We start from the raw sequence: 26,572 nt of genomic DNA, 5'->3' as shown, positions 1-26,572 counted from the left end.
GCTCGAAAGAGTCGAGGACAAATGGGTAATGAGGTATGCATGACTTGCACCTTATCGTTGAGGAGCCGTGTGAGAGGAAACTTTCACGCACGGTTTTGAAGACCAGGGGGACTGGTGACAGTCTCGCTGAGTTTAATAACTCTTTACCGGCTTTTAAAGAAGTTTGGACAGAGTACAAAGAATGCAATTCCATGACTCTACAAGCCACTTTAAAGCGTGTCGATTACGCATTTAATCGTTGGTTTAAGGGTTTAGCAAAGCGACCCAAATATAAGTCAATTAAACATTATTCTGGATGGACTTATCCAAGTAAAACAGGCTGGAAGGTACATACAACGGGTGATAACGGTTATGCTCCTAAGTTTTTGCGAAAAGCTGAAGCCAAAATTAAGCGTCTTTCTAAGGGAAAACGTCGGAAAAGACCTCCTAACAGAAGGAAAAAACAGAAAGCTTCTAATCGGTGGAAAAAGACCCAAGCCAAGATTAGCAAAGTAACCCGTAAGGTAGCTAATCAGCGTCAGAATTGGGTACACCAAGTAGCAACAGACATTGTTAGCTGTAATAGCTTCGTTGCTACGGAAAAACTAGAAGTCTCTAAAATGACCCGCTCTTCCAAAAAAGGCAAACGCAAAAAGCAAAAGGCTGGGCTAAATAAATCCATCTTAGACGTAGGTATGGGGATGCTAAGGTCAGCGATTGAGTACAAAGTAAAAAACGCTGGTGGGGTTTTTGTAGAGGTTCCTACTCGCAAAGTGAAACCATCTCAGACCTGCCCTAAATGCGGAAACCAAGCCAAAAAGACCTTAGATGAAAGAGTTCACCATTGCCATGAATGTGGACTCGAAATGGATAGGGATTTAGCCGCTGCTCTAGTAATGCTTTTGTGGGCATTAGGAATTCTACCGGGGTTTGGAACGAGCCTCGCAGACGCTGATGTCTCTAGCTCTACTTCAGAAACCTGTAAGCGTAAGCAAACAGGAAGCATGAAGCAACTAGGACAAGTGAAGCGTCAGAAACATAGTCATACTGGTCTGGTTGTAGAAACCCAGACCTCAACGAAGTAGGGCTGGGTAGTTCATAAGGCGAAATATCTGGGGGAATCCTCAGCCAATTAATCTTGGAAACCCAAGAGGAATTGGCTTATCTGGAACAGAAGTTACCTCGATTGAGATCACGGCTTAGCTGTCTTCAACAGCTATACCGGGATTTGCAGCAAAAAACTCCTGAAGACTTCGATGAGGAAGACAAGGTTAGCGACAAGGAAGGAGAATGACAAACAAACGTGGTAGACCCAAATCAGACCGGAACACCAAGACAGTGACCTTGAGGCTCGAACCGAGGGACTGGGAACTCTTCCGTCAAAAAGCCAAAGCTCTGGGAATGTCGAGATCTCAGTTAGTGCAGAGACTAGCCAGAGGAGAAATACGGATCGATTCGGCGATACTCACAGAGGAACTACTGCTGGGGGAATCATCCGCGAACTGCTCGATGAAAATGACAAGTTAACGACATATCACAGTTCGCAAATTGAATTCCATAACAACCGACTCAAACAGCTAAGCAATAGAAAGGCAAGGCTGGAACGTCTTTATGCCGAGTTGCAAACTAAGAGTGGTAGAAACCTTGATGATGAAGACGAGGTTAGCGATGAGGAAGGAGAGAATGACTAACAAGCGCAGCAACTGAGTTAATGATTAGTAGGTGATTTACCGATTAGACAGCTTTTCTCCACCCAATCCGATACAATAACTCAATCAGTATCCGGTAATTGCTACTAGAAACGATGACCCAGCCAGAACGCCTACGCCGTTGGCGACTTCTCTTAGGGGGTGGAGACGCCGATGGTATTTGTCAGGAGAATGGTGAGGGAGAAGCCGCAGATTCCTTTACCCTTAATCCAACAGATCAAGCCATTGATAATGCCCTCAGCGCCCTCTACGATTCTGACCGCCGTGGTGGACTTGGGAGTTCTTCCCCCAATATTGCCCGTTGGTTAGGCGACATTCGCACCTATTTCCCCTCATCAGTCGTGCAGGTGATGCAAAAAGATGCAATGGTACGCCTTAACCTGCAACAGATGCTGCTGGAACCGGAACTGCTAGAAGCCGTTGAACCGGATGTTCATCTCGTGGCAAATCTACTATCCCTTAGTAGCATTATGCCCAGCAAAACCCAAGAAACTGCCCGCCGTGTGGTGCGTCAAGTGGTTGAACAATTGCAGCGTAAATTAACCAACCCCACCCGTCAAGCCATAATCGGTAGCCTCAACCGTGCCATTCCCAACCGCCGTCCCCGCCATAATGAAATCGACTGGAACCGCACTATCCGCGCTAACCTCAAACATTATCAACCTAAATACGGCACAATTATCCCCGAAACCCTAATCGGCTACGGACGCAAACGCAGTTCTTTACACGATATTATCCTTTGCATCGACCAAAGTGGTTCCATGGCAACGTCTGTCGTCTATGCGGGAATCTTTGGGGCGGTGCTAGCCTCTCTCAGGGCAGTGCAAACCCGAATTGTCGTATTTGATACGTCGGTCGTAGACTTAACCGACGCAGCGCCAGATCCCGTAGACTTACTCTTTGGTACTCAACTAGGAGGCGGAACCGATATTAACCGCGCCCTCACCTACTGCCAAGGACTGGTGCGTCGTCCTCAGGACACTATTTTAGTGTTAATTAGTGACCTATATGAAGGGGGAAACCGGGAAGAAATGCTTAAGCGCGTGGCGGCATTGGTGGGATTAGGAGTTCAGTTGATCACGCTGCTTGCCCTCAATGATGAAGGTGCGCCCATGTATGATCATTGGATAGCCGAAAAACTTGCCGGATTGGGTATCCCAGCCATGGCTTGCACGCCTGACCAGTTTCCTGATTTAATGGCAGCTGCAATTCAGCGTCAAGATATTACACAATGGGCGGCTGCACAGGGTATGGTGCTTAGTAGGGGTTTGGTTACCAAACCCTGACTCCACCGAAAAGGGGGTAGTTAACCTGGATGTAGTGTTAACCAGAAAACGTCAGACAAAAGACAAATAAGTATTATGACGGCAAAAGGACAGTTAAGCCTTTGCCGTCACAATTTGTTATAATTTTTGCCAGGACTAGAAAACTCAATTTGTCAGGCGTTGCTGAATTAACAGCTTAATTCAGTGGCGCTTTTTCTTTAATCTTCACTTTACCGAAGTTTTCGTGAGAATGTCCACGAAAATTGCCGGAATTTATCTAAATTTTAGGGCAGAGCCTAATTTTGTCAAGATTTTGCTTAGATCAAAGCGCTAGTTACACCCGATAACTCGATTATTCTCCAATTGGTCGCCGTTATTTTTAAGATAGTGGGCAATTGTGAAATTAAAGTGAAAACAGAGAGCAAATTTTCTCTAAGGAAGGACAGATGATTGAAACAGATAAGTCTTATATTTTTCTCGCAGGCGCTAGTCGCGGAGTGGGTCGAGAAATCGCCAAATACCTGGTTGAGCAAAACCAGAAGGTTAAAGCCCTGTTGCGTTCCCCAGACTCTCGCCCCGAGTTAGAAGCGATGGGGATTCAGGTGGTAATGGGAGATGCCCTAGATGCGGTAACGGTTGAACAAGCCATGCTGGGAGATCAACCGATTCAGGCGGTGATCAGTACGATAGGCGGCTTACCCAAGGATGGTCAACGAGCCGATTTTTTGGGCAACAAGCATTTAATTGATGCGGCTGTCAAGGCTAAGGTACAAAAGTTTATCCTAATTTCCTCGATTGGGAGTGGTGAGAGTGCGATCGCCTTACCCCCCCAAGCGTTGACCACGTTGAAGCCTGTACTCATTGAAAAAGAACAAGCGGAGAACTATTTGCAGGATAGCGGACTGACCTATACTGTGATTCGACCTGGTGGGTTGAAGTCAGAACCTGCAACCGGAAATGGTGTGGTGACAGAAAATCAAAAGGTGGCGGGAACAATTCATCGCGCTGATGTCGCCCAGTTGGTGTGTCAATGTCTATTTTCAGATGCGGCGAATAATAAAGTCCTAGCGGCTATTGACCGGACGCAGATGTATGGCTATCCGGAGTTTGAGGAACTCAGTTTGACGTGAAGGGTTTGACCCAACGGCGCTGAATTGCCCAATCGAGGGTAAAACCTGCGATCGCGAATTCGATGAGACTCTCGATGACTAAGATACCCCAAACCCAAACGGTATCAGTGATATCCGGCTGTCCCTCTATTACCGCCAAACCCCGTACCAAACCAAACGCTAACACGACTCCCGCTTTCAGTTGGGGATTTTGGTCATCCCGGATGGCGTAGCGGTAGGTGACACCGAATAAGAAGCCAGACAAAAACGCGATCGCGACTTTGATCAATAGGGTTAGATTAGCCGGGACATCTAGTAAGCTGAGGGCAGGCAACGGGGTAGATAGAAGCAGCGAGTGCAACAGCGCGATCGCACAATAGGTTAAGGCTAGGGATAATCCCCCCAGGATAGCTGCTTTCAGGGATTCGAGCCGTTCGGCGTCAGTTGGGTCAAAGGAAGAGTTCACGACTTTCGAGCCTCAGGGTCAAAGACGGTTCAAATTGAATTATCATAAACGTTGGAGTCATTTCTTAACTATTACTCATAAAGCACGATGGATATTTTGTCATTAGGCTGGGTCGCCACTCTGGTTCTGTTCACTTGGTCGATTGCGATGGTAGTCTGGGCGCGTAACGGGTTCTAGAGAGATTGTGGAAGGTTCTGTTTTTACCGTCATATTTTTAGCGGCGGCTGGACTCTTACTCCTGGTGACGGGGGGTGTCGTTTACTTAACCGCCGTTGAATGGCGCGATCGCCGTCGCCGCGATCGGGATAAGAAGCTGTAAACCCAATATTGTAAGGGAGAGAGCCGCAGGGGTTGTAGAGACGTTCCGATGGAACGTCTGGAGGCTAAGGGAGAAAAATTTCCCATATCGTAGGGGTACGGCACTGCCGTGTCCCTACAGGTAGCACCCATGCAACCCAAACAGCGTAAATCCTAGACAGGTCAATGATGAGTCGTATTCAAAGTTGAAAGCGGCTAGGTTTAGCGGTATAAGAAGATAACTGTACCTTGTGAATGCGCTCAAATCTTTAGATTATGGCTTCAACCTATTCATTTGATATCGTCAGTGATTTTGACCGACAAGAGTTGGTGAATGCCTTAGACCAAACCAATCGCGAAATTAGTAACCGTTATGACTTGAAAGACACAAAGACAACGGTTGACTTGGGGGATGAAACCATTACCGTGAATACCGACAGCGAATTCACCCTCGATACCGTACATAGCATTATGCTCACCAAAGCCACCAAGCGTAAACTCTCCCCGAAAATTTTCGACTACGGCAAAGTTGAATCAGCGAGTGGTAATCGAGTACGCCAAGAAATTAAACTGCAAAAAGGAATTAGTCAAGATATTGGCAAAAAAATCGCCAAACTGATTCGGGACGAATTCAAAAAAGTACAAGCCTCGATTCAAGGCGATGCGGTTAGAGTGACAAGTAAATCCAAAGATGATTTACAACAAATTATTCAGCGCTTGAAACAAGAGGAATTGCCTGTGGCGCTGCAATTTACAAATTATCGATAGAATCCGCAAGTTCGCATAAAAATGTAGGGGCGGGTTTAGGAATTAAATCAGGAAACCCACCTCAAACCAAACAACGAAACCCGCCCTAATCCCAACCTAAATTTATAGATTAACCTCAACAATGTTTAGGCTTACCTCCCTGACTACGAAACCAATCTAATCCATTATTGCTTGGGGATTATCATTAAAACTCATTAAATTCAAATGCTCCGGATTTTGAATCAGATAGTTAGCGACTAAATACCCTGCAATTGTCCACGTTTGATACAGCCGCGCCTCTCTACCAATGGTTTCACCCATTTCTCCATCATAATATTCGGGCCACTCATCATCCAGTAAGTATTCTTCCGCCGTTTCAATCGCTTTCTTAGCTAACTCAACTCTCTGGGTTTTTATCGCCGCCGCCGTCAATGACCAAAGTAAAACGGGCCAACTTCCCCCATTGTGATACGACCAAGGAATATTTTTCGGGTCGCATCCAGTCACCGTTTCCCAATCCCGACCCACAACCGCAGGATAACAGAGTTTCATTGGCATATTACCAATCAACTTTGACCATTGTATTTCAATTAGATTCATAATGCTTTGCGATTGCTCAGGAGTCGCCAAACCAGAAATAATCGCCAGTAAATTCCCCTGAGTAAAAAAGCGAAAATCAATCCAACCGACACCTAAATTCCCCGCTAAATATCCGCCTTTGCGGTCGAGCCAAGGGAGAACCCAATCCGGTACAGACATTTCGTAGATATTAAATTTATTTAACGCCGTTTCACCAAACTCTTCAGTTTGGTAGCGATAGATTGCCCTCAAGCGTTTGGGATCTAGCCAATACCGTTCTCGAATATAATTGGTTAGTAACTCTAAACGAGTATCAATTTCCCGTTTGTGAATATAGCTTTCATTTTGCAGCAGTTCATAACGAGCCGCATATAAAGCTTGATGAAATAACGCCTGAATTTCCAACGGATGTCCATAAACCGCCATGCGACGGTCAATCATAAATGCGGCTTCGGGAACTAATAAGGTGGGAGTCATATCGAAGCGCTGGCTTAAGCAAATATCCAGAATTAACTGGATACCACGTTGGAATTCCAGGCGATGGACAATACTTTCATCAGGTCGATTGGCGATTTGACACGCTTTTTCATACGCCCGCAAGAGAATAATCCACCACAACCCCGAATCAACAGGCGTGACTCTACCAATTGCCCGTTGACCAAAATCTGGCTCAATGTTTTGACTTGATGTCACCTCAAAACTAGCAGGCATCAAGCCTTCTCCCAAGCGAATCCCATCAATGAGCAGTTCTTTGCCTTGCCAGGTTTTCCTCACTTGGGCAAATAAACCTTCACCGTCTTTTGTCTGTAATTTATCCGACTGTAACCCTAGGGTGAATTCCAAAAAGTTGCGGACAATTGCCCGTTCCCCTTGCATGAGAAACGCCAGTCCCGATGGAATAAAATCGCGGACAAAGCAGTGACCATAATTAAGTTGTTCTTCTTTGGGAGCAGGTTCCTTAGAGGCGACAGTGCCAACAGGCTGTTGCTGATAACTCATAATCGAGAGTTTCAGTCGTTCTTGTGCTGCTTTGACCATCTGGTTATTCATTCACCTGCTCCTGTTTAGGTTTACCGTTGAAGGACCATCTTTAGGGACACGACATCTCGTGTCCCTACCTCAAGCTTATGGCAAACTAATCTTATCCCTACAGACTTGACATAACCTCCCGCGCGGCTTCTAGCGTGCGGTCAATATCCTCATCGGTGTGCGCCAAGGAGGTAAACCCTGCCTCAAACTGGGACGGTGCCAGATAAATTCCCCGTTCTAACATGCCACGATGGAAGCGGCTGAACTTGGCTAAATCCGACGTTTTGGCATCGTCGTAATTACGCACAGGACCGCCGGTGAAAAACATGCCAAACATGGCACTAATTTGTCCACCGCAAGCAGGATGTCCGGTTTCTTTGGCAATTTGTAATAACCCCTCGGATAGCTTTTTAGTGATTTTGTCAAGCTGTTCGTAAGTTCCCGGTTTTTGCAATAACTCTAGGGTTTTAATCCCCGCCGTCATCGCCAAGGGATTACCGGAAAGGGTGCCGGCTTGGTACATCGGACCAGCAGGTGCAACCATGGACATGATATCTTTACGTCCCCCATAAGCACCCACGGGTAAACCCCCACCAATCACTTTACCCAATGTGGTTAAATCGGGAGTCACGCCAAATTTTTCTTGAGCGCCACCGTAGGCAATCCGGAACCCCGTCATCACTTCGTCAAAGACTAACAGCGCACCATGTTCCTGCGTAATCAGGCGTAAGCCTTCCAGGAATCCAGCATCAGGGGGAACAAAACCAGAGTTACCAACTACGGGTTCAAGAATCACCCCAGCAATACTATCTGGATTGGCTTCAAACAGAGATTTGACGGATTCTAAATCGTTGTAAATGGCAGTCAGGGTACTGGCTGTTGCGGATTTAGGGACACCGGGAGAGTCGGGTAAGCCCAGGGTAGCAACCCCAGAACCGGCTTGCACGAGCAGCATATCGGCGTGACCATGGTAACAGCCAGAGAATTTGATAATTTTATCTCTGCCTGTAAAGGCACGCATCAGGCGAATGACTGCCATACAAGCTTCCGTACCGGAATTGACAAACCGCACCATGTCGATACTGGGAACGGCTTCAATCACCATGGAGGCTAAAACGTTCTCTAGCGCAGAAGGGGCACCAAAGCTTGTACCTTTTTCTAGAGCCTCGTGCAGGGCGGAAATGACCTCTGGGTGGGCATGACCGCAAATGGCGGGTCCCCAAGTGCCAACATAGTCAATGTACTGATTGCCATCGACATCCCATACGTAGGCACCCTTAACCCGGTCAAATACAATGGGTTGTCCGCCAACAGACTTAAATGCCCGAACCGGTGAACTGACACCCCCCGGCATCAGGTTTTGGGCTGCTTGGAAAATTTCTTCTGATTTCGTGGTTGTCCAGGACGAGGTGGTAACCAAAACTGTCTCCTGTTATTCGATGCTTATCTCTATCAGGATAAAGTTTAGTGGTGATTCGGGAAATAGGGGTAAGGGGGTAGGTATTGGTGTCAACTTAGGAGCAGGGGGAGCTGGGGGAGCTGGGGAAGCTGGGGGAGCCGGGGGAGCTGGGGAAGTCGGGGAAGCCGTGTAGAGGTGTTCCGAGGGAACTATGAACTGCATCGGCAACAGGGACACCCTCGCTGAAAATTAGGATTGGCAAGGGTTATAGCTTAACTTGTCAGCAATGCCCTTAGCCAAGTTAAGGACAATCGCGGTTAGAAATTGTTCTATCGGGTAGAGTAGTATTACAAAACACTGCACCAGTTAAATTAGCATCTTGTAAATTAGCGCGACTCAGGTCAACATCCCAGAGGTTTGCTTCGCGTAAATCAGCATTAGTCAAAAAGCTATTACTCAAATTAGCACCTCTGAGGTAAGCACCATTTAAATTCGCGTTATTAAGTCTGGCATTACTCAGGTTCGCTTCTCTAAGATTAGCGGCTTTCAGATTAGCACCATTGAGTCTAGCTTTATCTAGATTGGCACGTCTGAGATCAGCGCCTCTGAGTTCCGCTAGAGTGAGAATCGATTGAGACAGATTGGCTTCACTCAAGTTGGCTAAACTTAACTGCGTTTGGGTTAAGTTAGCACCAATGAGAGTCGCATTACTTAGGTTAGCCGCTTTGAAGTTAGCTTCTCTGAGATCCGCAGCCGTGAGATCTGCACCACCGAGAAAGGCGCGAGTTAGATCAGCATTTTTTAAGTCAGCGTTGCTGAGGTTAGCATTAATCAGGTCAGCATAGTTGAGATTAGCATCACTGAGAGTCGCTTGGGTAAGGTTGGCTTGACTCAAGTCGGCATAAGTCAAGATACTTTGACTCAAGTTAGTATTACTCAGATCGGCATTGGTTAAGTCACAGGTAGAACATTCGCCCGTGTCTTGTAACTGTTTCAGATGGTCAGGATTTTCCGCCTTTAGAGGAGTGGCTGACCAAAAGGGTGTTAGAAGTAAGAGAATAGTCAGAATGTTGAGTTTCATGAATAATACCTCAGCATAGAGGGAAGATTTTTGTAGGGGCGGGTTTAGAAAACTGCTTTTAGCTATTGATGGTAACGTTTGTGCAAAACCCGCCCTGACTCAGTGTTAAGCTTTCGCTTCCCGAGTCGGACATGGTTGGTAGGGTCTCACTTTCACTATTATCGTCTCTGTCTGTATTCACCCAGATGTAACTAGGGCTTGCTGCATGAGTGTAGATGGTATAAGCTGTCATGCATTTAAATTGGGTATTAGTAGCGAGCAAGATGCTCGCACTACAAGGCTTTCGCCATTATTGACATTAAGGTTTAAATGCCGAACAGCTTACCACACAAGGGTTTAAAGCTATTTTTTGACCCAACAAGTGCTTTCCTTTTGGTGCCTGTTTGGTCAAAAACCTTGCAATGCAAGCCTAAAAGCAGCATCTCCCCCATCTCCCTCATCCCCCATGACACCAGCCCATAAGTATTTCTCCGTAATCTGGGCAGAAGCGATCGCGAAAATTCCGCAATTTCACTGATTCTAACTCCTAGAGTAAGGAACTATGCTTAAAAAGCAAGGACAAGGAAGCAAACTCTCAGTTGTAGATGCAGTTCCCTGGTAGCTATCTCTCGCTGCCAGGATTTTTCTTTCGATTGCTTAACCTTTGAGACACCTTGATTCCGTGGAATCGCGTAATTCCCTTATTTGGGGAAATTATGCTGACTAAAAAATCCGTATGAAGACTGAGGCGATTGTTAATTGTGATCAGTCAAAATAAAAATTACTGAGAATTCAAAGTTTGTCTACCCCTCTAGACTTATGCCTGAAGATACCTACCAACAATTACTCCAAGCTGCTACCGCCAGATATCACGCTTTATTATATCAAAGCTATAGTCAACTTAGTTTGGATGACAAAATATTTATCGAGAATTTCCGTTATTACAAACAAATGTCTTTGAATCAGGTGGTTCAAGCGTTAGACGATAACCTGAGGCAGCTCCAAGGTAAGGATTATTTGAGTACCCGTGAAGATACTACATTATTTAACGTGAGTATCGATCGATAAACTCTTCAGAAAAACTCTTCTTTGACCCAGGGTTGGGAGAAAGGGCGACCCAAGTAAACGGAATTATTGTCAAGTCCGTTTAAACGGACTTGAGCTATGAGCCTTGAAATTAATTTCAAGGCTGTATAAGTCCCATTAAATTAAAGCTCTTGCTGCTGAAAACTTTGATTTAGGAATGTCATAGGGACGATAGTATATATCAACAATTTTAGCTAAATCAGCCAAGGTATAATTCATGTCAAACAAGGATAACTTGAGACAATGAAAAAAAGCAATATCCATCGTCAATCCCAATTGCTGACAAAAGTTTTCTGAGAGTCTACTTCCATTACGTTTATGCCGCAGATGCCGAGCAACAAACAGTTGTCTTAAAACAATGAGTTTTTGGAACACAACCTCGATAATCCTGGCGGGCGACTGCAACCCGGTCATCTCTCGTGTTGGACTCGGCGTATTCTGTTCAAATCTAAAGTGAGCGTCTTTGAGTTGAAAAATTAAACACAGTTGCTGTACGACTTGGACTTGGAACAAATGTTCGAGTTGTTCACCCCGCAATGCACCTTGCTGTTTCAGATACAATCCCAGAGGTTGATCTTCTGGACACAACTGAGCCAGTTTCGTGACAACACGGTTACTTACCCACTCGTATTGCTGGATCAGCGAGAGTAACCCTTCATCGTTCAATTGGTTGGCGGCGGTGATAACATTGCCATTATTCACCCAAATATAATAAGACGAGGTAGCTCCTGATTCGGAGCGCGATCGCAGCATCAGTACGCCGCTTTTGTTTCCCTGATCGATAAATCGAAAAATTTCCGGCAGAGAAAAATCCGAAAGAAACCCTGTAATGGACATGACTGGTGAATTGAACCCCTACAACTATTGTCTCGATTAACGGTTGAACTCAATCGTGATCGCCAGATCCGGTCAGATCGCGATTTATAATGAGTGGGTGTTGTTGTTGGCGATCTTGCTCTGTGACCCAAACTCCCCTTCCTAATTCCCGCTCCTCTACCGATGTAGTAAATGAACAACCGGATGCCTTAGGGCGTTTTGGCAAATTTGGCGGCAAGTATGTGCCGGAAACTCTAATGCCAGCACTGTTCGAGTTAGAGCAGTCGTTTAAACAGTACCGCAACCATCCCGATTTTCAGCAGGAATTGCAACAGTTATTACGCGATTATGTCGGGCGTCCTAGTCCTTTATATTTTGCGGAACGGTTAACCGCCCACTATGCCAGACCCGATGGCGGTGGAGCGCAAATTTATTTGAAACGGGAAGACTTAAATCATACCGGCGCTCATAAGATCAATAATGCCTTAGCCCAGGTCTTATTAGCCAAGCGGATGGGCAAAAAGCGGATTATAGCAGAAACCGGGGCAGGTCAACATGGTGTGGCAACGGCAACAGTTTGTGCGCGGTTCGGCTTGGAATGCATTATCTATATGGGTGTTCAGGATATGGAACGCCAAGCCCTGAACGTGTTTCGGATGCGGCTCATGGGTGCGAAAGTTCAACCAGTGGAAGCGGGAACGGGTACGCTCAAAGATGCCACCTCGGAAGCGATTCGCGACTGGGTAACGAATGTGGAAACCACCCATTACATCCTCGGTTCAGTCGCCGGTCCTCATCCCTATCCCTTGCTCGTGCGTGACTTTCAGGCAATTATTGGTCAAGAAACCCGCACCCAATGTCAAGAGAAATGGGGTGGCTTACCGGATATCTTGTTAGCTTGTGTCGGTGGCGGTTCCAATGCGATGGGACTCTTCCATGAATTTGTTAACGAATCCAACGTGCGGTTAATTGGTGTTGAAGCAGCTGGGGAAGGTGTTACGTCTACCAAGCACGCCGCTACCCTAACCTTAGGGCGTCCCGGTGTACTGCATGGGGCAATGAGCTACTTACTCCAAGATACCGATGGTCAAGTGGTGGAAGCCCATTCCGTTAGTGCGGGACTCGATTATCCGGGTGTTGGACCCGAACACAGTTATTTGAAAGATAGTGGTCGAGCAGAATACTATAGCGTCAGCGACCAAGACGCGATCGCAGCGTTTCGCCAGTTATCGGAACTCGAAGGGATTATTCCCGCCCTAGAAACCGCTCACGCGATCGCATATCTAGAAACCCTCTGTCCTCAACTTCAGGGTAGCCCTAAAATTGTGATCAATTGTTCGGGTCGCGGTGATAAAGATGTACAAACCGTTGGTAAGTTGATTCAGTTAGACTCCCAGGATTAAACAGTGCGGTCAACGTCTCTTTTGGTCATGAGTGGATTCCTGCTGCTAAAGTTAGGACTCAGTAGCTGTGATTCGGTGTTGAGTTTCAAGACAAATCCGGTGAGTCAATCCGAATCTCCGGCAACTGTGTCTCAACCGCCAAATGACGGTGATTTTACCAATTGGGAAGGGTTGGTGCATCAACAGATTAATCAATATCGCCAGTCCCAAAACCTGCCCCCATTAACCTTAGACGCAAGCATTAGCAAGGAAGCCAGACGCCACAGTCAGGCAATGGCAACCGGGCGTGTCCCGTTGGGTCATGGGGGATTTGAACAACGAGTCCGGGCGATCGCCCAATCCATGTCCTATCGCCAAGCGGCGGAAAATGTCGCCTATAATCAGGGCTATTCTGATCCAGCGACACAGGCGGTGCAAGGCTGGTTAAAAAGCCCAGGACATCGAAAAAATATTGAAGGGGATTTTGATGTCACCGGGATTGGCGTGAGCAAAAATGCCAAGGGAGACTATTACTTTACCCAGATTTTCATCAAGCGGCAGTAGTTTGTTATTTGTTCATTATTGATAATTCCTAATCGAGATATCTGATGACTCATCCACCCATCGAGAAAGACGTGGCAGAATTTCAAGTGTGCGATCGCGACCTTCCCGACGCCCTGCTGAAAACCTATCTCAACGCCGAAGCGATTGCCGTTGATACGGAAACCATGGGGCTAATCTATCAGCGCGATCGCTTGTGTCTAGTGCAACTGTGTGACCCCGAAGACCGGGTTACGGTGATCCGCATTGATAAAAAACAAACTGAAGCCCCTAATCTGAAGCAGTTGCTGGAAGCCCAAACTGTCTTAAAAGTCTTTCACTTTGCCCGTTTCGATCTCGCCATCTTACGCCAAAATCTGGACATCTACGTCCAACCTGTATTTTGTACAAAAATTGCCAGTAAACTTGCCCGTACCTATACCAACCGCCATGGGCTGAAGGATTTAGTCATGGATCTCGAACAGGTGGAACTGGATAAAAGTTCCCAGAGTTCAGATTGGGGGAATCCCAATAACCTTTCCGATGAACAACTGCGGTATGCGGCGAATGATGTCCGTTATTTGCTGTCCGTGCGGCAGAAACTGATTACCATGTTGCAACGAGAAGAGCGTTGGCAACTTGCCCAAGAGTGCTTTGAGGCGTTATCCGTGATGGTGTCTTTGGATTTGCTCCTCTATCGAGATATCTTTGAACATTAAGACACTCTATCCTAGAGACCCTCTTTTGCTCAAGGGTGGATGAACCGAATTCCACCCAGAGTGATAACTGCTAGGATAAAAAAAATGAAGTGTCAATAAGATTGCTGGATTTAGAAGTTTCCCATGCCCATGACTGCTCAAGTTATTGTCGAAAAGAAAAAACTAGACAACCCGCCGCTAGAGATTCACTATCTGGGCGATCGCGTTTTGCGTCAACCAGCGAAGCGGGTGGCTAAAGTAGACCAAAGCATCCGACAGTTAGCGCATCAGATGCTGCAAACCATGTATAGCGCAGATGGTATCGGCTTGGCAGCACCACAGGTTGGGGTGAATAAACAAATCATTGTCATCGACTGCGAACCGGATAACCCAGAAAATCCCCCCTTGATTCTGATCAACCCCACGATTAAGCGTTTTGGTCAGAGTATATGTGATGCTCAAGAAGGGTGTTTAAGTGTTCCTGGCGTCTACTTAGATGTCAAACGTCCGGTAGAGGTGGAAGTTGCCTACAAAGATGAGAATGGACGCCCGCAAAGATTAAAGGCAGATGGTTTACTTTCTCGCGCCATTCAACATGAAATGGATCACCTGACTGGGGTTATGTTTGTGGATCGGGTGGAAAATGGATTGGTTTTGGCAGAAGAACTGCAAAAGTATGGCTTTTCTACCCAAGCGGTTAAACCATTTAAGTCTTAGAAAATCGCAGCCTAACTGTGCTAGTGTCTTGTCCATGGAGCAATCCATGGACTTTTTACCAACTGGTTTTGTTTTTTAATATTTTTCGTTAGGTTTAATTGAATGACACCAAAAAGCGGTTTATTTTTGATGGGTTCCTGTATTACCGCCATTGCGGCTGTGGGTTCAATTTTTGAACTCTCTTCAGGAACACCCCAGTTAGGTGCATCCGTCACAGAAATTATCCTCGCGGGTAGTATTCCCTTGAGTGGCTTTTTGTTCTATGCGGCTGTTCGTGATGCGAGAGCAAATCAGTAGAACTATGTTTCCCTGGGGTTTTGCGTCCGTTTTCTGTTGTCCTTTAGAATTTAATTGTAGGGGTACGGCACAGAACATTGGTGTCAACTTAAGCTCAACCCCTCACCCACGCCAGCCCTCACCCCCAGCCCCTCTCCCAAGCTTGGGAGAGGGGAGCAAGAAGAAAAGGGTTTCTCGATGTGATGCCAGAAGCTTCTTTATTCCCCTTCTCCCTTGATGGGAGAAGGGGTTAGGGGATGAGGGTGAAACGCTCGCCCTGTATTAGTTTGCACCTTAAACGGATGGGCACAGAAGAGCCCCTACGAGGTCTTTGGTCAACCCCTACGAAGGAAGCAAACCCCATGCTAAAACACGGTTTCCAAGCTCATGGACATTACTGATGACTGGTCAACATTGCCGTGGATTTTTACGACCTCTTGCTGGCAGAGGTACAGCTAGACATTTATCGCCCTATCCTTTGTCTGAGGATGAGGAGACGGTGATTGGTCGTGATCCAAGCTGCCAAATTGCCTTAAACCCGAATCAATATTTAATTGTATCGCGACGTCATGCCACGATTCGTCCCTGTTCACCCTGGAAGCAGGGTTGGGAAATTTGTGATCTCAATAGTATTAATGGGACGTATGTTAATGGGTATCCGTTACGGGGATGCTGTCAATTACATGCAGGCGATCGCATTGAATTGGGTCAAGATGGTCCTCAGTTTATTTTTGAGTGCCAGTTTAGTCCGTCTCCGTCCCCAGTTTCACCCGTTTCTTCAGCGTCATCGCTGACATCTGTCAGTGTAATCGCACATAAAACTCCTGATACGGTTACCTTTAGCCAACTGTTTCCCCTCGCTTCAACGGGACAAGATTTAACCCAAAAGGCGTTTCTTAGACCCGCCATTCTCACGGTGGTGTTTGTGGTGTTAATGTTTATGGCGGTCGGTCAGGCAATGGTGTTTAATCTACTATTGGCAACCTATTTAACGGGTGCGGCTTCTTATTTTGTCTACCAACTCTGTGGTAAACCAAAACCGTGGTGGGTATTCTTGGGATGTGCGATCGCGACGGGTTTAATTTTAACCAGTCCGTTGTTACCTCTATCGATTATCGTTTTTCGCGACATCTTACCGGGAAGCTTACCGGAAGAAGGAGAACTGATTAGTTTCACGTCTCTGCTAATCCGCATGTTTTTCGGGGCGGGTTTGATGGAGGAATTACTCAAAGCCCTGCCAATTATTGGGGCGTATTTCTTGGGTAGACTGTTGCGTTCCCCTTGGCGAGAACAGATTGGCGTCTGGGAACCGTTGGATGGGATTCTGTTAGGTACGGCGTCAGGGGTGGGTTTTACCCTGTTGGAAACCTTAGGACAGTATGTTCCGGATATTATCGATAACGTAACTTTTCAAGCGGGTCAAGGATCGGCTCAACTGATGGGATTGCAATTACTTATCCCCCGTCTACTGGGTTCAGTTGCCGGACATATTGCTTATAGTGGCTATTTTGGTTATTTTATCGGCTTAAGTGTTCTCAAACCGCGAAAAGCTTGGCAAATTCTGGCAACGGGTTATCTGTGTGCGGCGATTCTCCACGCCTTGTGGAATGCTAGTGGGTTTGTCAGTAGTTTATTGTTGGCGGTGGTGGGGATTTTGTCTTATACCTGTTTAGCTGCTGCCATTCTCAAAGCCAGGGCAATCTCGCCGACGCGATCGCAAAACTTCGCCACCCGTTTATTTTGATGATAAGTAGTCGGGCTTTCAGTAAAGTTCAATTTTTCCCTACACCCTACACCCTACACCCCATACCCAGTATTACCTTCAAGTCCCTTGTCACCCCATCAGCAAAAGAAACGTTGGTTGTTCTAAGCTGTTCGGCATTTAAACCATAATGTCAAGAATTGCGAAATCCTTGTAGTGCGTTAAGCACCATTGTAGAGACGCGCCATGGCGCGTCTCTACATAAATGATGTGTCCTAACCGCTATGGCGGTTGCTATAAATGCGTGACAGCTTATTCCAGAGCCAACATTCCTTTTGCCAGTCAAAGTCCTACGCTTTGATAAAACAGATCAACCTGTATTCTCAAGTGCTAACTCAACGTACTTATGCTTTGGAGAACCTTATGCACTGATGAACGATTTCTGCTTTTCTCCCTGAGAATGCAGGTTTAGTCAGCTTTTGTGTTTATTCTAAATTGAGAGTCCAAGACTCTAGTGAACCGGAGTCACCCGCAGAGCAATCATTAATAATCAGTTGCCAAGTACCCGCAGATGAGCGTCCTTCAAACACGGACAAAGCCTGAGTTGCACAATAGTTACCACTGGGAATCACCGCATGAGACGCCGATACGGAGTCAAAGCTATGGGAATAGTTATCGTTAAAGCTGTAATCCCCATTTAAATCATTGCTATAGCCACTGGTCGAAAATTGCGGTTGTCCGGGACGCCGGAACAAGTCAACCACAACCCCGCTTTCGAGATGACGTAACTGGGCAATCAAATCGCCTACCCAAGTATGTTCTAAATTCTTCAGCGTGACGGTGACGTTACTAATCGCGATATTTTCAGTCACCACAATCTCATCTTGAAAACTAGCCACTCCATCGGGAATGCTGCCACCACCACCGCAATAGGTGGAGTTCGCAGATGTGGCAATTTTAGCGTCTACAGTGGCAGTTGAGGTACGGTTCATTAGTTTAGACATAGGTTATAACTCCAAAACATGATTAAGTTGACAAAAGGTAAAACTCCGCTAGCGATCGCGAACTCTTAATGTTAATAAGCTTTGCGCTTTGTTACGCACTGTTAATGCACCCTTAATTTTTTCTAATTTCGCGACCATTCAATACTCTCCTCTTAATTAATAATGGCATTAGTTTGGCGTTTCTATCTAGTCCTTCTGGGGATCTTTACTAAAAAAAAACAATTTAAGGGATACTAAACTGACATATTTATTTCCTGTATCCCTTTCCTGACCAGTGATTCAGGCTTAAGACGTCAACATTATTGTCCCCATGTTTATGTGAATTTAATATAAAATTACATCCTCTATAACTTTAATTAATCTCTGACGAGAGATTAAAAATCTTTTTCAAAAAAATTCGTAATTCATCCGCGAAGCTCTGGAAAAAACTTAAATACACGCTTCCCGAAGGTCTGATTATAAATTTTGAACTCACCATGTTTAAGAGTGTTAAGCTTAAAGCTTCATTTTGTAAATTTAGTTGTTTTTTAGTAAAGATTTGTTGCATTATTCGCTAAAAAATTTTTGAACAACAATTAAAGTATATTTTCTCGTCATTTTTAACCGAGTACCGACAAGCCAGGTTTCTCCAACCCGCTTCTCCTGGATAGTAGAAGCCAGTCAGGGACTTTGTTCTACTCGATAATACTTGTGCAACTGAGGTGGCTTTTGGCAGGATATCGGTGTAACATTCTTGCTCGTGATCACAAAATAGAACTGAAGTCACAGACTGCCAGGGTCTAGCCACCGTGTCTCAGGCTCTTAAATCCAGTTTCTGTCATACTGGCGTATGACGTTGTTACACTATGTTGAATAATATTGCAATCAGCTAACGTTGGCAACCACTTGGCTGGATTAATTGTGGCTTATTTTGTAAAGATTCATTAAGAAGCACAGCAGCATCCATATCATATATAGATATAGCAATTTCCGGTTTGATGCAATACATCGTTAAGGGCGCAAGCTTTGCGTCCCTACATTTAGGTATACCTCACACCCTGGGAAAGCGCTATATGCACTGGCAAGATCAACTGGGTTTACTTTGGCAAAAGCATGGATTGAGGAAAGTAAAAAGGCGCTAGCAGCAGCAGAAGCCGCCCAAAAGCCGAACTGCTGCGCGAGCTGGAGGAAACCACGATTTAAATTTCTACAGAGAAATATATTTGCCAAAACCAAAATAGGATGCTTCCTACTACAAGGGAGGCGATTCAGCAGGTGGCTTGATTAGAAAAGTTTGTAAACTTAATGACATCTCATAAAGTCTTTGTTATATTGCAGAAACAACCCATTAGTAAAATAAAAGTAGGCGGAAAAATAGTTCGTCTATAAATTTAAGCTTTCTGCATTGGAGCCTTTTTGTATGAGTTGCATTAAGGTATCAGAGGCTAATTTTTTGCTGTAGGTGTACAAGATTAGTGAGTCTATCAAGAGGAGCGGACGAATGTAATCTTGAGGAAATCTACTACTGGGGATTTGACGAATAAAGTCCACAAGGACTTCGATTGGGTTTTTCTTTTTCCTTTCCATTCTCGTATTTCGGGCTTATCAAGGTAGTACCAAAAGTTTATGGTACGAACTGATGATTCCTACGTCACTTCCTGGTGTAGAAAAAGATTTTGTTTTACCGGGTTGGACTTTGAAGGAGAGTTTCTTTCAGTATCGATTGAATGACTATAACATCAATTTTGGTATCGAGAATTATGTCGGACAGGAAAATTTCCCAGAACTTTATTTTACCATTCTCATTGAACGAGATTTCCTGACCATATTCATCACGAACATGCTAACGCCAGCGATTATTGCTATCTTGCTGTTCTTCATCCAAAGTATCGTTAACCGTCTGAGTCCCCTAGAGGCAATTGAGGTAACAGGAGCGTTTCTGTTTATTGTAATTCTCGATCAGATTAATCTGAGACAAAATATTCTTGCCGCCGGTTTGCTGTATATTGATTATTTTTACTTTGCCCTATATCTATTGATTTTGCTGGTGGCAATTAATTCGCGTTTGTATTCCTCGCGGTTTAATCTTCCTGCTTTTCAGTATAAAGATAGCCTAATTCCTAAACTGCTTTATTTGCCCAATCTTTTGGGGTTCCTCTTGATAATTACTCTGCTGGTCTTTCTTTAAATGGAAAACCGCCATCATTTGCCTCCCCCTGTTTTCCACAGCTAATACCAAATTCGGTATATAAAATCATTTTTTTCCAGATTGTAGAGACGTTACATGCAACGTCTCTACAAGGTTTTTAACCAGGGTTTATTCAGCCGTAGCCAGTTCTGTGCTACCACCACTCCGACGACGGGTTAGGGTGTTGAAGAGCATCTGACCAATGGCTTTAATCAGATTTCCCTCTAATTCATTGAACAGATTCATATTCATGCCAAATGCCGCATTTGCCTCATCAACAATCCGTTCGGCTGTGGCGTCATCAATGGGGAGTTCATCCAAGGCTTGACGATACTTGACTTTGAATGCTTTTTCGTCAGGAATGTCTTTAAACTCGTAAAACGCTGTCCCTTCACCCTCGGATAAATTCATCGCCCGTTGAGCAATCTTTTTCAGGATTTGCCCCCCGGATAAATCGCCCAGATAGCGCGTGTAGCAATGGGCGACTAAGAGTTCGGGTTCAGAGGCGGACACGTCGCGAATTCGCTGCACGTAGTCTTTCCCTGCGGCTGAAGGTGCTACTTGTTCGCGCCAGTTGGCACCGTAGTAATAGTGCAAGTCTTGCTCTAGACTTTTCTGGCGATTGAGTTGGGGAAAGTAGAGTTTTGAGAGAACTGGATGTTGACGATGGCGCTCCATTTCTTCTTCCATCGCACTATAGACGAAGTAGAGATTGGCGACGAGTTTCCGGTAGGAGTTCTTTTCAACGACGCCTTTCAAAAAGCATTTGACAAATCCCACGTTTTCTGCCATGGTGTGGGCTTTTTTGGTTCCCTCACGCAACTGGGTGGCTAGATTGGTACTCATGTTAAATTTCCTATCCCTAAGGTTTACGACTTGTGTATTTTTACGTCCAAAACGTATCAAAACTGTCCCAAATGCTTAGGGTAAACTGATATGATGAGAAATGATATTAAGAATTGTAAAATAGGTGTCGAGTGTGGGGTATGGGTGTGGGGGGTGGGGCATTCCTTGTCACCCCCTCAGCACCATTTATCGGCTTGGTGTCTTGGAGCCTTGGAGCCTTGGAGCCTTATGCTAGAGTCTCAATCCTGCAAGATGGTTTTGGACACAATCCGAGTTTTCTTGCGATCGGCGTCTGAGAGTTCTTCCCCAGATTGCAAACGAGTCGCGTTAGTTTGCAGCACCGTGGCGGCACTTTTGTCTCCCATTTGGATTGCCGTATTAGCCGCCGTTTGTAACATTGTGGCAGCGCCAGAGCGATCGCCTGTTTGCAGTTTGGCTTCGGCTATTTGAGTTTGCCTGTATTTGGCTAATGCCAGAATCGATTGTTGGACTTTGGTATTGGGAGACGGTTGATAGGTACTCTGAACGTTAATCTCCACTGGAACTTGTTCCGACTTTAACCCCTCTTCCCCCGTAGCCGGGTCATCATAGAGTACTTGCAGCTTCGCGATCGCCTGATACCCTGGAGACAGTTGTCCCATATACAGATTTGCCAGAATCACCCGTTCGGCATCGGTCATCAAATCACCCAAGCGGACGACAAATTGGTCGCCTTGGGGTTGCAGGGGGAGTTCAATCGTATCCGGGGCGACTTGAGCGATGGGTTTGAATTCGGCAAACCGCACACCATCCATTAATTCACATAATAAGTAAGCATTGGTCAAGCCAACGGCTTGGATACGGTTAAACAAGCGTCCAAACTCCTGTACGGCTTGCTCCGGCTGTTCAATATAACAAAGCGTACCACTGCCCGAATCGGCAATTTTTTCTAGCACATCTTGGTTCCAACTTGCCCCAAATCCTAGAGTATTGATCGTCAGCTTATGCTCAACGGCGAAGTGGGCTAATTTTAAGCAGCGCTCATTATCTCCATGTTCATTTTCGCCATCCGTGAGCAAAAACACTTGAGACACGGCGTCAGCTTTTCCCTTGGCTACTTCTTCAATCCCCAGTTTCAACCCCTCATCAATCGCCGTTCCCCCATCGGCAGACAGTTGGCGGATTTGGGATTTAATCGTGTTCAAATTATCGATCGCTTGATTGGGAACCAACACTTTGGCACGATGATCAAAGGCAATCACACAGATGCGATCGCCCTCCTTGAGTCGTTCAATCAGTTGCATCGCTGCTTTTTTCACCGTTTCCAGTGGACGCCCATGCATTGACCCACTGTGATCGAGAATTAAGCATAAATTCAACGGTAGCGACTGATCCTGGGATTGGGTAATTGCCCGAATCGCGATCGATAACTGACGCTGGGAACTGGGTTGATTGGCATCCAGATTAGTATCGCTGAGGGCAGGGTGTAAACCAACTTTCATATCTAAAACTCCTAAGCCAGTAATAAAGACTATAGTAACCTTGGTGTAATACATCGGTACTAATGAAGGAGTGAGGTGGTTCAGGATACACCCCGAATCGCCATCAATCGAAAGAACCCCCCCAGCCAACTTCACAAGCACGCTACTATGTTTTAAAGATAGCGCCATTATTGCATTCCCCAGTCAGGAACCCCACGGCTTAAGCCGGGGGTACCGAAATTGTCCATACCTGACCAGCCTAAGACCTACGCGGTCTACGTTATGCCTAACTCTACAAATATGCAGTCGTGTACACGGAAAACATGAAACAACCGATTCAGGCAGTTCAATCAACTTACTATGGTCGGCAAAACTACCGCACCCCACCACCCGATTTACCGTCACTGCTCCTCAATGAGCGGATTGTCTATCTAGGTTTACCCTTGGTGCCACAAGTCACCGAATTGATTGTGGCAGAACTGTTGTATTTGCAGTACGACAATCCCGACAAGCCGATTAAAATCTACATTAATTCCACAGGAACCTCCCGTTACGATGGTGAACCGATTGGCTTTGAAACCGAAGCCTTTGCCATCTGTGACACGATGAATTACATTCAACCCCCCATCCATACCATTTGTATTGGTTCGGCAATGGGGATGGCGGCGATGTTGCTGTCAGCGGGTACAAAAGGCTGTCGGGCAAGCTTACCCAATGCCTCAATTGTGCTGCACCAACCCAAGAGTTATGCAAGGGGTCAAGCCACGGATATCCAAATTCGGGCGAAGGAAGTGCTAGCCAATAAGATCACCATGATGGGGATTTTGGCAAAAAATACGGGTCAATCTGCCGAAAAGATTACCAAGGATATGGAGCGGATGTTGTACATGACGCCTTATGAGGCAAAAGAGTATGGCTTGATTGATCGGGTGTTAGAGAGCGATGAGGTTCCGGCTGCTATCGCCGCCAGTGCGTCTTAATCGCGACTCTTTCAACGACATTCAGGCAGTTTTGCTGTTCTCCTTCGAGACAACCCTCCTGATTAATGCCTAAACCATTGCCATCCTACCAGACGAACCATGACACGTACTGGGGCAGGTTTAGTTGAATTTGGGTGAGGGAAGAAACGATAGTTGTCAAACCCGCCCCTACACAGTATTCAAAACGTTTTCTAGAATTCGGAGTAAATTATGCCTATTGGCGTTCCTAAAGTCCCTTATCAACTTCCTGGTTCTCCTTACAGCGATTGGATTGATATCTACAATCGCCTCTATCGGGAACGGATTATTTTTCTGGGTAAAGAAGTCGATGATGAGATTACTAATCAGATCATCGCGGTGATGCTTTACCTGGATTCTGAAGACAACAACAAAGATATCTATCTGTACATCAATTCTCCCGGTGGTTCAGTTACCGCAGGCATGGCGATTTATGACACCATGCAGCATATTAAGTCGGATGTGGTGACCATTTGTGTCGGTTTAGCGGCGTCGATGGGATCGTTCCTGCTGACGGCGGGGAAGCAGGGGAAACGGTTGGCGTTACCTCATTCGCGGATTATGATTCACCAACCCTCTGGCGGTGTGCGCGGACAAGCGACGGATATTGAGATTGAAGCCAGGGAGATTTTGCGTATCCGGCGTCAACTCAACCAAATCTACGCGGATAAGACGGGTCAAACGGTTGAGAAGATTGAAAAAGATATCGATCGCGACTTTTTCATGTCCGCGCAAGAGGCGAAGGAATACGGACTGATTGACCGGGTGATTGAGGAACGAGCAAGTTAAGATAGACAGAATCGGTGGGGCAGTTCTAAAATACTGCCTCTACCTCTATCAGTGCTTGTCCTTGAGATGAATCTGGCGGATTGTTATCGATTGTTAGGTTTAAGCGATGGCGCCTCTCGATCGCAGATTAAGGCATCGTATCGGCGTTTAGCACGCCAGTGTCATCCGGATGTCAATGTCGGTGACGGGCTGGCTCAAACTAAGTTTATTGAGTTGACACAGGCGTATAAGCTGCTGCTGAATGCGATTAAACCGTCTGGGACAACTCACTCGGCGGAGGATTCCCAGACGGTTACGGTGACCAAGCAGCCGCCAGCCCAACCTCCCTCCATTCCTCCTCTATCAGAGATTGAATATCAGCTCAAATGGACATTCTATGAGCGTTTACAGCAATTACTTAAAGAACAACGATTTGCCCGGGCGATCGCGCTGGTGGAGGGGTTGGCGCAACGGATTCCCCAAGACCCAGAGGTGCGACAATGGCAAGCGATTACCTATCAATGTTGGGGACGGTATTTGGTGAAGGATGGGCAATTAAATAAAGCCCGAATTTATTTGAAGAAAGCCCTAAAAACTGATCCTCACAATCGTTCGTTATGGGCAGAAGTCGAACTCGATTTTCGCCGTATGGAACAGATGGTTTAGCGATACTTAAAAACAGTCACAGATTTTTGGGGGTTTTGGGTGCGATCGCTCTTTTTTTGCTATACTTTTATCATGGGAAAATGTGCCGACCTATAGACTCGATCATCACTTCAAAGTTTAATCCTCACTGTAGGGGCGACCCGCTTGCATTAATCAACAATTGTATCCACTTAATCTGATCGGGTCGCCCTTTATATCATGTCCTGAGGATTGCCAATAATGGCAATCTTGTAATAACCAGGGTTTCAGGCATTTTTCTTCAGGGGGGTTTGACCGGACATGATATTACTCAATCCCCGGATTGGGGAAGATTACGAAATTTAAAAGAAATTGACGAATTATTAGTGAAAGGATAAATTAGATTTTTGTCCTAGCAAAACTTAAGATAGACTTGAAACAGCTACCCTAGAGGAGCGTTAAATGTTTCGTTTTTATGCCGTTGCATCAACGTTAACCCTAGCCAGTGCTATAGGGTTGAGTTCTGAGGCGCTGGCTCAATCCGTTGATATTCCATTTACAGCTAGTGTTCCCATTGAAGTAACGTTTGATCAAGTTGTCTTGGGTACGGTGGAAACAACGGCTAGCGGTGGTTCAGTTCAACTGCCTAATGTTATAGAATCTGTCAATCCAGCAACGGTGACGTTACAGTCTAACACCTCTGCTACACTCACAGTTTCACCGCCGAGTTTCATCTCTGGGTCAACACCTGATCCGGATGGCACAACATACATCACGTTTGTCAGCTTTGGTACACAACAGGTGACGGCGGATACGGGGGATGTGACGGTGAATCTTCCGGTGGGAATTAGTGATTTAGAAGTCGATATGCGTGTGGAAAGACCGGTACCCTTTCCGGCTGGGACTTACAATTATGCGGTGACGCTGACGGTTATCCCTTAATTCGCTTATCGATGATTGGTTTATTTGTGCATATACCTTAAGGAGGTTTACCATGATTCGTCGTTTAGTTTTATCTGGCTTTGTTCTGGCGGGTGCGGTGGCGTTTAGTCCGAACGTGTTGGCGCAATCCGTTGATGTCATTTTTGAAGGGAATATTGGGGAGAGTTGTAGTTTTGCGACTCCGGTTCCAGGTGTGTTGGTGTATTCTGGCGGTGGACCACCAACGGGTCCAGGACCTGGGAGTGCAATTATTACCTCTGATGCGCCGGGAGGTGTATCGGGTACTGTTGATGTTTCCTGTAATACATCAGGAGCAAAACTTCAAATTAGTGATGCTCGTTTTGTCTCTTTTACTCCCACTAATCCAGAATTCCCTCCTCCTCCGGGTGCTTTACCCCCAGGTTTAGATGCTGATTTAAACGCACGGGCAACAGTTCCAGGTGCAGAAACATTCTATAGCGGTCCTGCTGACGGTAGTGGGGGTAGTCCTGGTTTATCTATGCCCATTTTTCCTCTTCCTCCTAACCCTGGTGACGGGTTGCGACAAACTGTAGAAGTTGATCTGGGCGTTGATAACACTGGACTTTTTGAAGCTGGAATCTATCAGTATGCTGTCACTTTAACAATTGTTCCGTAGGAGGTTTGTAGTAAGGGAACCTTAGCCCTTATCCAATTCCGCAAGAAGACCCCAACGATACCCAAATCAGGGTTAGTTGGGGAGTATTTCAATTTCTCATTCTCAAACAGGGCGAGTCGAGTTGATTAATCGGTTTTCCCGTTTACGTTAGTAGGGCGAGTCGAGTTGATTAATCGGTTTTCCCGTTTACGTTAGCAGGGCGAGTCGAGTTGATTAATCGGTTGTCCAATTTACGTTAGCAGGGCGAGTCGAGTTCATTAGTCGGTTGTC

General features: G+C 45.9%; 29 protein-coding genes. 21 read left to right on the top strand and 8 right to left on the bottom strand.

Annotated features, from left to right (window positions below):
- Positions 1 to 35: 35 nt before the first annotated feature.
- The 4 genes from RH949_RS07570 (at position 36) to RH949_RS07555 (ending at position 4,083) form a co-directional block, all read left to right on the top strand.
- Positions 36 to 1,064 (top strand): RNA-guided endonuclease InsQ/TnpB family protein, encoded by a 1,029-nt coding sequence (locus tag RH949_RS07570; RefSeq protein WP_446352423.1) that lies wholly within the window; start codon positions 36 to 38, stop codon positions 1,062 to 1,064.
- 53 nt (positions 1,065 to 1,117) lie between these two features.
- Positions 1,118 to 1,273, top strand: coding sequence for a hypothetical protein (locus RH949_RS07565; protein WP_446352422.1), 156 nt, complete (start codon positions 1,118 to 1,120; stop codon positions 1,271 to 1,273).
- Positions 1,274 to 1,783: 510 nt separating this feature from the next.
- Positions 1,784 to 2,974, top strand: coding sequence for a VWA domain-containing protein (locus tag RH949_RS07560; RefSeq protein ID WP_446352421.1), 1,191 nt, complete (start codon positions 1,784 to 1,786; stop codon positions 2,972 to 2,974).
- A gap of 425 nt (positions 2,975 to 3,399) precedes the next feature.
- Complete coding sequence (locus RH949_RS07555) at positions 3,400 to 4,083, top strand: SDR family oxidoreductase (protein WP_446352420.1); 684 nt, start codon at positions 3,400 to 3,402, stop codon at positions 4,081 to 4,083.
- Here RH949_RS07555 and RH949_RS07550 read toward each other — a convergent pair.
- Complete coding sequence (locus RH949_RS07550) at positions 4,070 to 4,528, bottom strand: hypothetical protein (RefSeq protein WP_446352419.1); 459 nt, start codon at positions 4,526 to 4,528, stop codon at positions 4,070 to 4,072. The genes RH949_RS07555 and RH949_RS07550 overlap by 14 nt on opposite strands.
- 87 nt (positions 4,529 to 4,615) lie before the next feature.
- On the opposite strand from RH949_RS07550, the gene petN reads away from it, so the two are divergent.
- The 3 genes from petN (at position 4,616) to RH949_RS07535 (ending at position 5,593) form a co-directional block, all read left to right on the top strand.
- Positions 4,616 to 4,705 (top strand): cytochrome b6-f complex subunit PetN, encoded by a 90-nt coding sequence (petN, locus tag RH949_RS07545; protein ID WP_071777176.1) that lies wholly within the window; start codon positions 4,616 to 4,618, stop codon positions 4,703 to 4,705.
- A gap of 7 nt (positions 4,706 to 4,712) precedes the next feature.
- Positions 4,713 to 4,847: a hypothetical protein gene (locus RH949_RS07540; RefSeq protein ID WP_006098154.1), complete on the top strand. Its 135-nt coding sequence runs from the start codon at positions 4,713 to 4,715 to the stop codon at positions 4,845 to 4,847.
- 254 nt (positions 4,848 to 5,101) lie between these two features.
- Positions 5,102 to 5,593, top strand: a complete 492-nt coding sequence (locus tag RH949_RS07535) for a YajQ family cyclic di-GMP-binding protein (RefSeq protein WP_006098129.1) — start codon at positions 5,102 to 5,104, stop codon at positions 5,591 to 5,593.
- 156 nt (positions 5,594 to 5,749) lie between these two features.
- Here the strand turns inward: RH949_RS07535 and RH949_RS07530 are convergent, their stop codons facing one another.
- A complete protein-coding gene (locus RH949_RS07530) occupies positions 5,750 to 7,201 on the bottom strand; it encodes a glycoside hydrolase 100 family protein (RefSeq protein ID WP_446352418.1) in 1,452 nt (483 codons plus the stop codon).
- Between the two features lie 97 nt (positions 7,202 to 7,298).
- Positions 7,299 to 8,600, bottom strand: coding sequence for a glutamate-1-semialdehyde 2,1-aminomutase (gene hemL / locus RH949_RS07525; RefSeq protein ID WP_446352417.1), 1,302 nt, complete (start codon positions 8,598 to 8,600; stop codon positions 7,299 to 7,301).
- A 19-nt stretch (positions 8,601 to 8,619) separates the two neighbouring features.
- On the opposite strand from hemL, the gene RH949_RS07520 reads away from it, so the two are divergent.
- Positions 8,620 to 8,772, top strand: coding sequence for a hypothetical protein (locus tag RH949_RS07520; protein ID WP_446352416.1), 153 nt, complete (start codon positions 8,620 to 8,622; stop codon positions 8,770 to 8,772).
- A gap of 108 nt (positions 8,773 to 8,880) precedes the next feature.
- On the opposite strand, the gene RH949_RS07515 is transcribed toward RH949_RS07520, so the two are convergent.
- Entirely contained in the window at positions 8,881 to 9,660 is a 780-nt protein-coding gene (locus tag RH949_RS07515; RefSeq protein WP_446352415.1) for a pentapeptide repeat-containing protein, read from the bottom strand.
- Positions 9,661 to 10,458: 798 nt separating this feature from the next.
- Here RH949_RS07515 and RH949_RS07510 point away from each other — a divergent pair.
- A complete protein-coding gene (locus RH949_RS07510; RefSeq protein ID WP_006097917.1) occupies positions 10,459 to 10,707 on the top strand; it encodes a hypothetical protein in 249 nt (82 codons plus the stop codon).
- A gap of 135 nt (positions 10,708 to 10,842) precedes the next feature.
- On the opposite strand, the gene RH949_RS07505 is transcribed toward RH949_RS07510, so the two are convergent.
- Positions 10,843 to 11,562, bottom strand: a complete 720-nt coding sequence (locus RH949_RS07505) for a DUF4388 domain-containing protein (RefSeq protein WP_006097956.1) — start codon at positions 11,560 to 11,562, stop codon at positions 10,843 to 10,845.
- Between the two features lie 122 nt (positions 11,563 to 11,684).
- On the opposite strand from RH949_RS07505, the gene trpB reads away from it, so the two are divergent.
- The 6 genes from trpB to RH949_RS07475 all read left to right on the top strand — a co-directional run bounded on the left by trpB (position 11,685) and on the right by RH949_RS07475 (position 16,898).
- On the top strand, positions 11,685 to 12,944 hold the full coding sequence (gene trpB, locus RH949_RS07500) for a tryptophan synthase subunit beta (protein ID WP_006097857.1): 1,260 nt from the start codon (positions 11,685 to 11,687) through the stop codon (positions 12,942 to 12,944).
- Positions 12,945 to 12,971: 27 nt separating this feature from the next.
- Positions 12,972 to 13,487 carry a CAP domain-containing protein gene (locus RH949_RS07495; RefSeq protein ID WP_044204180.1) on the top strand — a complete coding sequence of 172 codons (516 nt, stop codon included), beginning with the start codon at positions 12,972 to 12,974 and terminating at the stop codon, positions 13,485 to 13,487.
- 44 nt (positions 13,488 to 13,531) lie between these two features.
- The gene (locus RH949_RS07490) at positions 13,532 to 14,182 is read left to right on the top strand and encodes a ribonuclease H-like domain-containing protein (RefSeq protein ID WP_446352414.1); all 651 of its coding nucleotides are present in this window, start codon (positions 13,532 to 13,534) and stop codon (positions 14,180 to 14,182) included.
- Between the two features lie 129 nt (positions 14,183 to 14,311).
- On the top strand, positions 14,312 to 14,878 hold the full coding sequence (gene def / locus RH949_RS07485) for a peptide deformylase (RefSeq protein ID WP_044204183.1): 567 nt from the start codon (positions 14,312 to 14,314) through the stop codon (positions 14,876 to 14,878).
- A 102-nt stretch (positions 14,879 to 14,980) separates the two neighbouring features.
- Complete coding sequence (locus tag RH949_RS07480) at positions 14,981 to 15,175, top strand: hypothetical protein (protein WP_006098114.1); 195 nt, start codon at positions 14,981 to 14,983, stop codon at positions 15,173 to 15,175.
- 379 nt (positions 15,176 to 15,554) lie between these two features.
- Positions 15,555 to 16,898 (top strand): PrsW family glutamic-type intramembrane protease, encoded by a 1,344-nt coding sequence (locus RH949_RS07475; RefSeq protein ID WP_446352413.1) that lies wholly within the window; start codon positions 15,555 to 15,557, stop codon positions 16,896 to 16,898.
- 443 nt (positions 16,899 to 17,341) lie between these two features.
- Here the strand turns inward: RH949_RS07475 and RH949_RS07470 are convergent, their stop codons facing one another.
- Positions 17,342 to 17,860 carry a proprotein convertase P-domain-containing protein gene (locus RH949_RS07470; protein WP_446352412.1) on the bottom strand — a complete coding sequence of 173 codons (519 nt, stop codon included), beginning with the start codon at positions 17,858 to 17,860 and terminating at the stop codon, positions 17,342 to 17,344.
- A gap of 1,618 nt (positions 17,861 to 19,478) precedes the next feature.
- Here RH949_RS07470 and RH949_RS07465 point away from each other — a divergent pair.
- The gene (locus tag RH949_RS07465; protein ID WP_446352411.1) at positions 19,479 to 20,027 is read left to right on the top strand and encodes a hypothetical protein; all 549 of its coding nucleotides are present in this window, start codon (positions 19,479 to 19,481) and stop codon (positions 20,025 to 20,027) included.
- A 129-nt stretch (positions 20,028 to 20,156) separates the two neighbouring features.
- Here RH949_RS07465 and RH949_RS07460 read toward each other — a convergent pair whose 3' ends face one another.
- Together RH949_RS07460 and RH949_RS07455 are read right to left on the bottom strand one after the other, a co-directional pair.
- Positions 20,157 to 20,873, bottom strand: a complete 717-nt coding sequence (locus tag RH949_RS07460; RefSeq protein WP_446352410.1) for a biliverdin-producing heme oxygenase — start codon at positions 20,871 to 20,873, stop codon at positions 20,157 to 20,159.
- A gap of 239 nt (positions 20,874 to 21,112) precedes the next feature.
- Complete coding sequence (locus RH949_RS07455) at positions 21,113 to 22,354, bottom strand: vWA domain-containing protein (RefSeq protein WP_006098115.1); 1,242 nt, start codon at positions 22,352 to 22,354, stop codon at positions 21,113 to 21,115.
- 302 nt (positions 22,355 to 22,656) lie between these two features.
- Between RH949_RS07455 and RH949_RS07450 the strand changes: the two genes are divergently transcribed.
- From RH949_RS07450 to RH949_RS07430, 5 genes are all read left to right on the top strand, one after another.
- A complete protein-coding gene (locus RH949_RS07450) occupies positions 22,657 to 23,313 on the top strand; it encodes an ATP-dependent Clp protease proteolytic subunit (protein WP_044204190.1) in 657 nt (218 codons plus the stop codon).
- Between the two features lie 210 nt (positions 23,314 to 23,523).
- Positions 23,524 to 24,120, top strand: a complete 597-nt coding sequence (locus RH949_RS07445; protein WP_006098200.1) for an ATP-dependent Clp protease proteolytic subunit — start codon at positions 23,524 to 23,526, stop codon at positions 24,118 to 24,120.
- A gap of 66 nt (positions 24,121 to 24,186) precedes the next feature.
- The gene (locus RH949_RS07440; RefSeq protein WP_006098117.1) at positions 24,187 to 24,765 is read left to right on the top strand and encodes a J domain-containing protein; all 579 of its coding nucleotides are present in this window, start codon (positions 24,187 to 24,189) and stop codon (positions 24,763 to 24,765) included.
- 420 nt (positions 24,766 to 25,185) lie between these two features.
- Positions 25,186 to 25,665: a hypothetical protein gene (locus RH949_RS07435; protein WP_446352409.1), complete on the top strand. Its 480-nt coding sequence runs from the start codon at positions 25,186 to 25,188 to the stop codon at positions 25,663 to 25,665.
- A gap of 52 nt (positions 25,666 to 25,717) precedes the next feature.
- A complete protein-coding gene (locus RH949_RS07430) occupies positions 25,718 to 26,302 on the top strand; it encodes a hypothetical protein (RefSeq protein WP_446352408.1) in 585 nt (194 codons plus the stop codon).
- Positions 26,303 to 26,572 lie beyond the last annotated feature (270 nt).

Origin of the sequence: Coleofasciculus sp. A1-SPW-01, assembly GCF_040217205.1 — a bacterium.
Classification (GTDB): Bacteria; Cyanobacteriota; Cyanobacteriia; order Cyanobacteriales; family Coleofasciculaceae; genus Coleofasciculus; species Coleofasciculus chthonoplastes_A.
This window is presented reverse-complemented; position numbering and strand designations above follow the sequence as displayed.

Coding starts and splice junctions, on each gene's coding strand:
- RH949_RS07465 (WP_446352411.1), top strand. CDS start 19,479: ATGATTCCTACGTCACTTCCTGGTGTAGAAAAAGATTTTGTTTTACCG.
- RH949_RS07435 (WP_446352409.1), top strand. CDS start 25,186: ATGTTTCGTTTTTATGCCGTTGCATCAACGTTAACCCTAGCCAGTGCT.
- RH949_RS07510 (WP_006097917.1), top strand. CDS start 10,459: ATGCCTGAAGATACCTACCAACAATTACTCCAAGCTGCTACCGCCAGA.
- RH949_RS07470 (WP_446352412.1), bottom strand. CDS start 17,860: ATGTCTAAACTAATGAACCGTACCTCAACTGCCACTGTAGACGCTAAA.
- RH949_RS07560 (WP_446352421.1), top strand. CDS start 1,784: ATGACCCAGCCAGAACGCCTACGCCGTTGGCGACTTCTCTTAGGGGGT.
- RH949_RS07495 (WP_044204180.1), top strand. CDS start 12,972: ATGAGTGGATTCCTGCTGCTAAAGTTAGGACTCAGTAGCTGTGATTCG.
- RH949_RS07455 (WP_006098115.1), bottom strand. CDS start 22,354: ATGAAAGTTGGTTTACACCCTGCCCTCAGCGATACTAATCTGGATGCC.
- RH949_RS07530 (WP_446352418.1), bottom strand. CDS start 7,201: ATGAATAACCAGATGGTCAAAGCAGCACAAGAACGACTGAAACTCTCG.
- RH949_RS07480 (WP_006098114.1), top strand. CDS start 14,981: ATGACACCAAAAAGCGGTTTATTTTTGATGGGTTCCTGTATTACCGCC.
- RH949_RS07515 (WP_446352415.1), bottom strand. CDS start 9,660: ATGAAACTCAACATTCTGACTATTCTCTTACTTCTAACACCCTTTTGG.
- RH949_RS07450 (WP_044204190.1), top strand. CDS start 22,657: ATGAAACAACCGATTCAGGCAGTTCAATCAACTTACTATGGTCGGCAA.
- RH949_RS07535 (WP_006098129.1), top strand. CDS start 5,102: ATGGCTTCAACCTATTCATTTGATATCGTCAGTGATTTTGACCGACAA.
- RH949_RS07555 (WP_446352420.1), top strand. CDS start 3,400: ATGATTGAAACAGATAAGTCTTATATTTTTCTCGCAGGCGCTAGTCGC.
- RH949_RS07505 (WP_006097956.1), bottom strand. CDS start 11,562: ATGTCCATTACAGGGTTTCTTTCGGATTTTTCTCTGCCGGAAATTTTT.
- def (WP_044204183.1), top strand. CDS start 14,312: ATGACTGCTCAAGTTATTGTCGAAAAGAAAAAACTAGACAACCCGCCG.
- RH949_RS07460 (WP_446352410.1), bottom strand. CDS start 20,873: ATGAGTACCAATCTAGCCACCCAGTTGCGTGAGGGAACCAAAAAAGCC.
- RH949_RS07430 (WP_446352408.1), top strand. CDS start 25,718: ATGATTCGTCGTTTAGTTTTATCTGGCTTTGTTCTGGCGGGTGCGGTG.
- RH949_RS07520 (WP_446352416.1), top strand. CDS start 8,620: ATGCTTATCTCTATCAGGATAAAGTTTAGTGGTGATTCGGGAAATAGG.
- RH949_RS07445 (WP_006098200.1), top strand. CDS start 23,524: ATGCCTATTGGCGTTCCTAAAGTCCCTTATCAACTTCCTGGTTCTCCT.
- RH949_RS07475 (WP_446352413.1), top strand. CDS start 15,555: ATGACTGGTCAACATTGCCGTGGATTTTTACGACCTCTTGCTGGCAGA.
- petN (WP_071777176.1), top strand. CDS start 4,616: ATGGATATTTTGTCATTAGGCTGGGTCGCCACTCTGGTTCTGTTCACT.
- RH949_RS07490 (WP_446352414.1), top strand. CDS start 13,532: ATGACTCATCCACCCATCGAGAAAGACGTGGCAGAATTTCAAGTGTGC.
- RH949_RS07440 (WP_006098117.1), top strand. CDS start 24,187: ATGAATCTGGCGGATTGTTATCGATTGTTAGGTTTAAGCGATGGCGCC.
- RH949_RS07570 (WP_446352423.1), top strand. CDS start 36: ATGCATGACTTGCACCTTATCGTTGAGGAGCCGTGTGAGAGGAAACTT.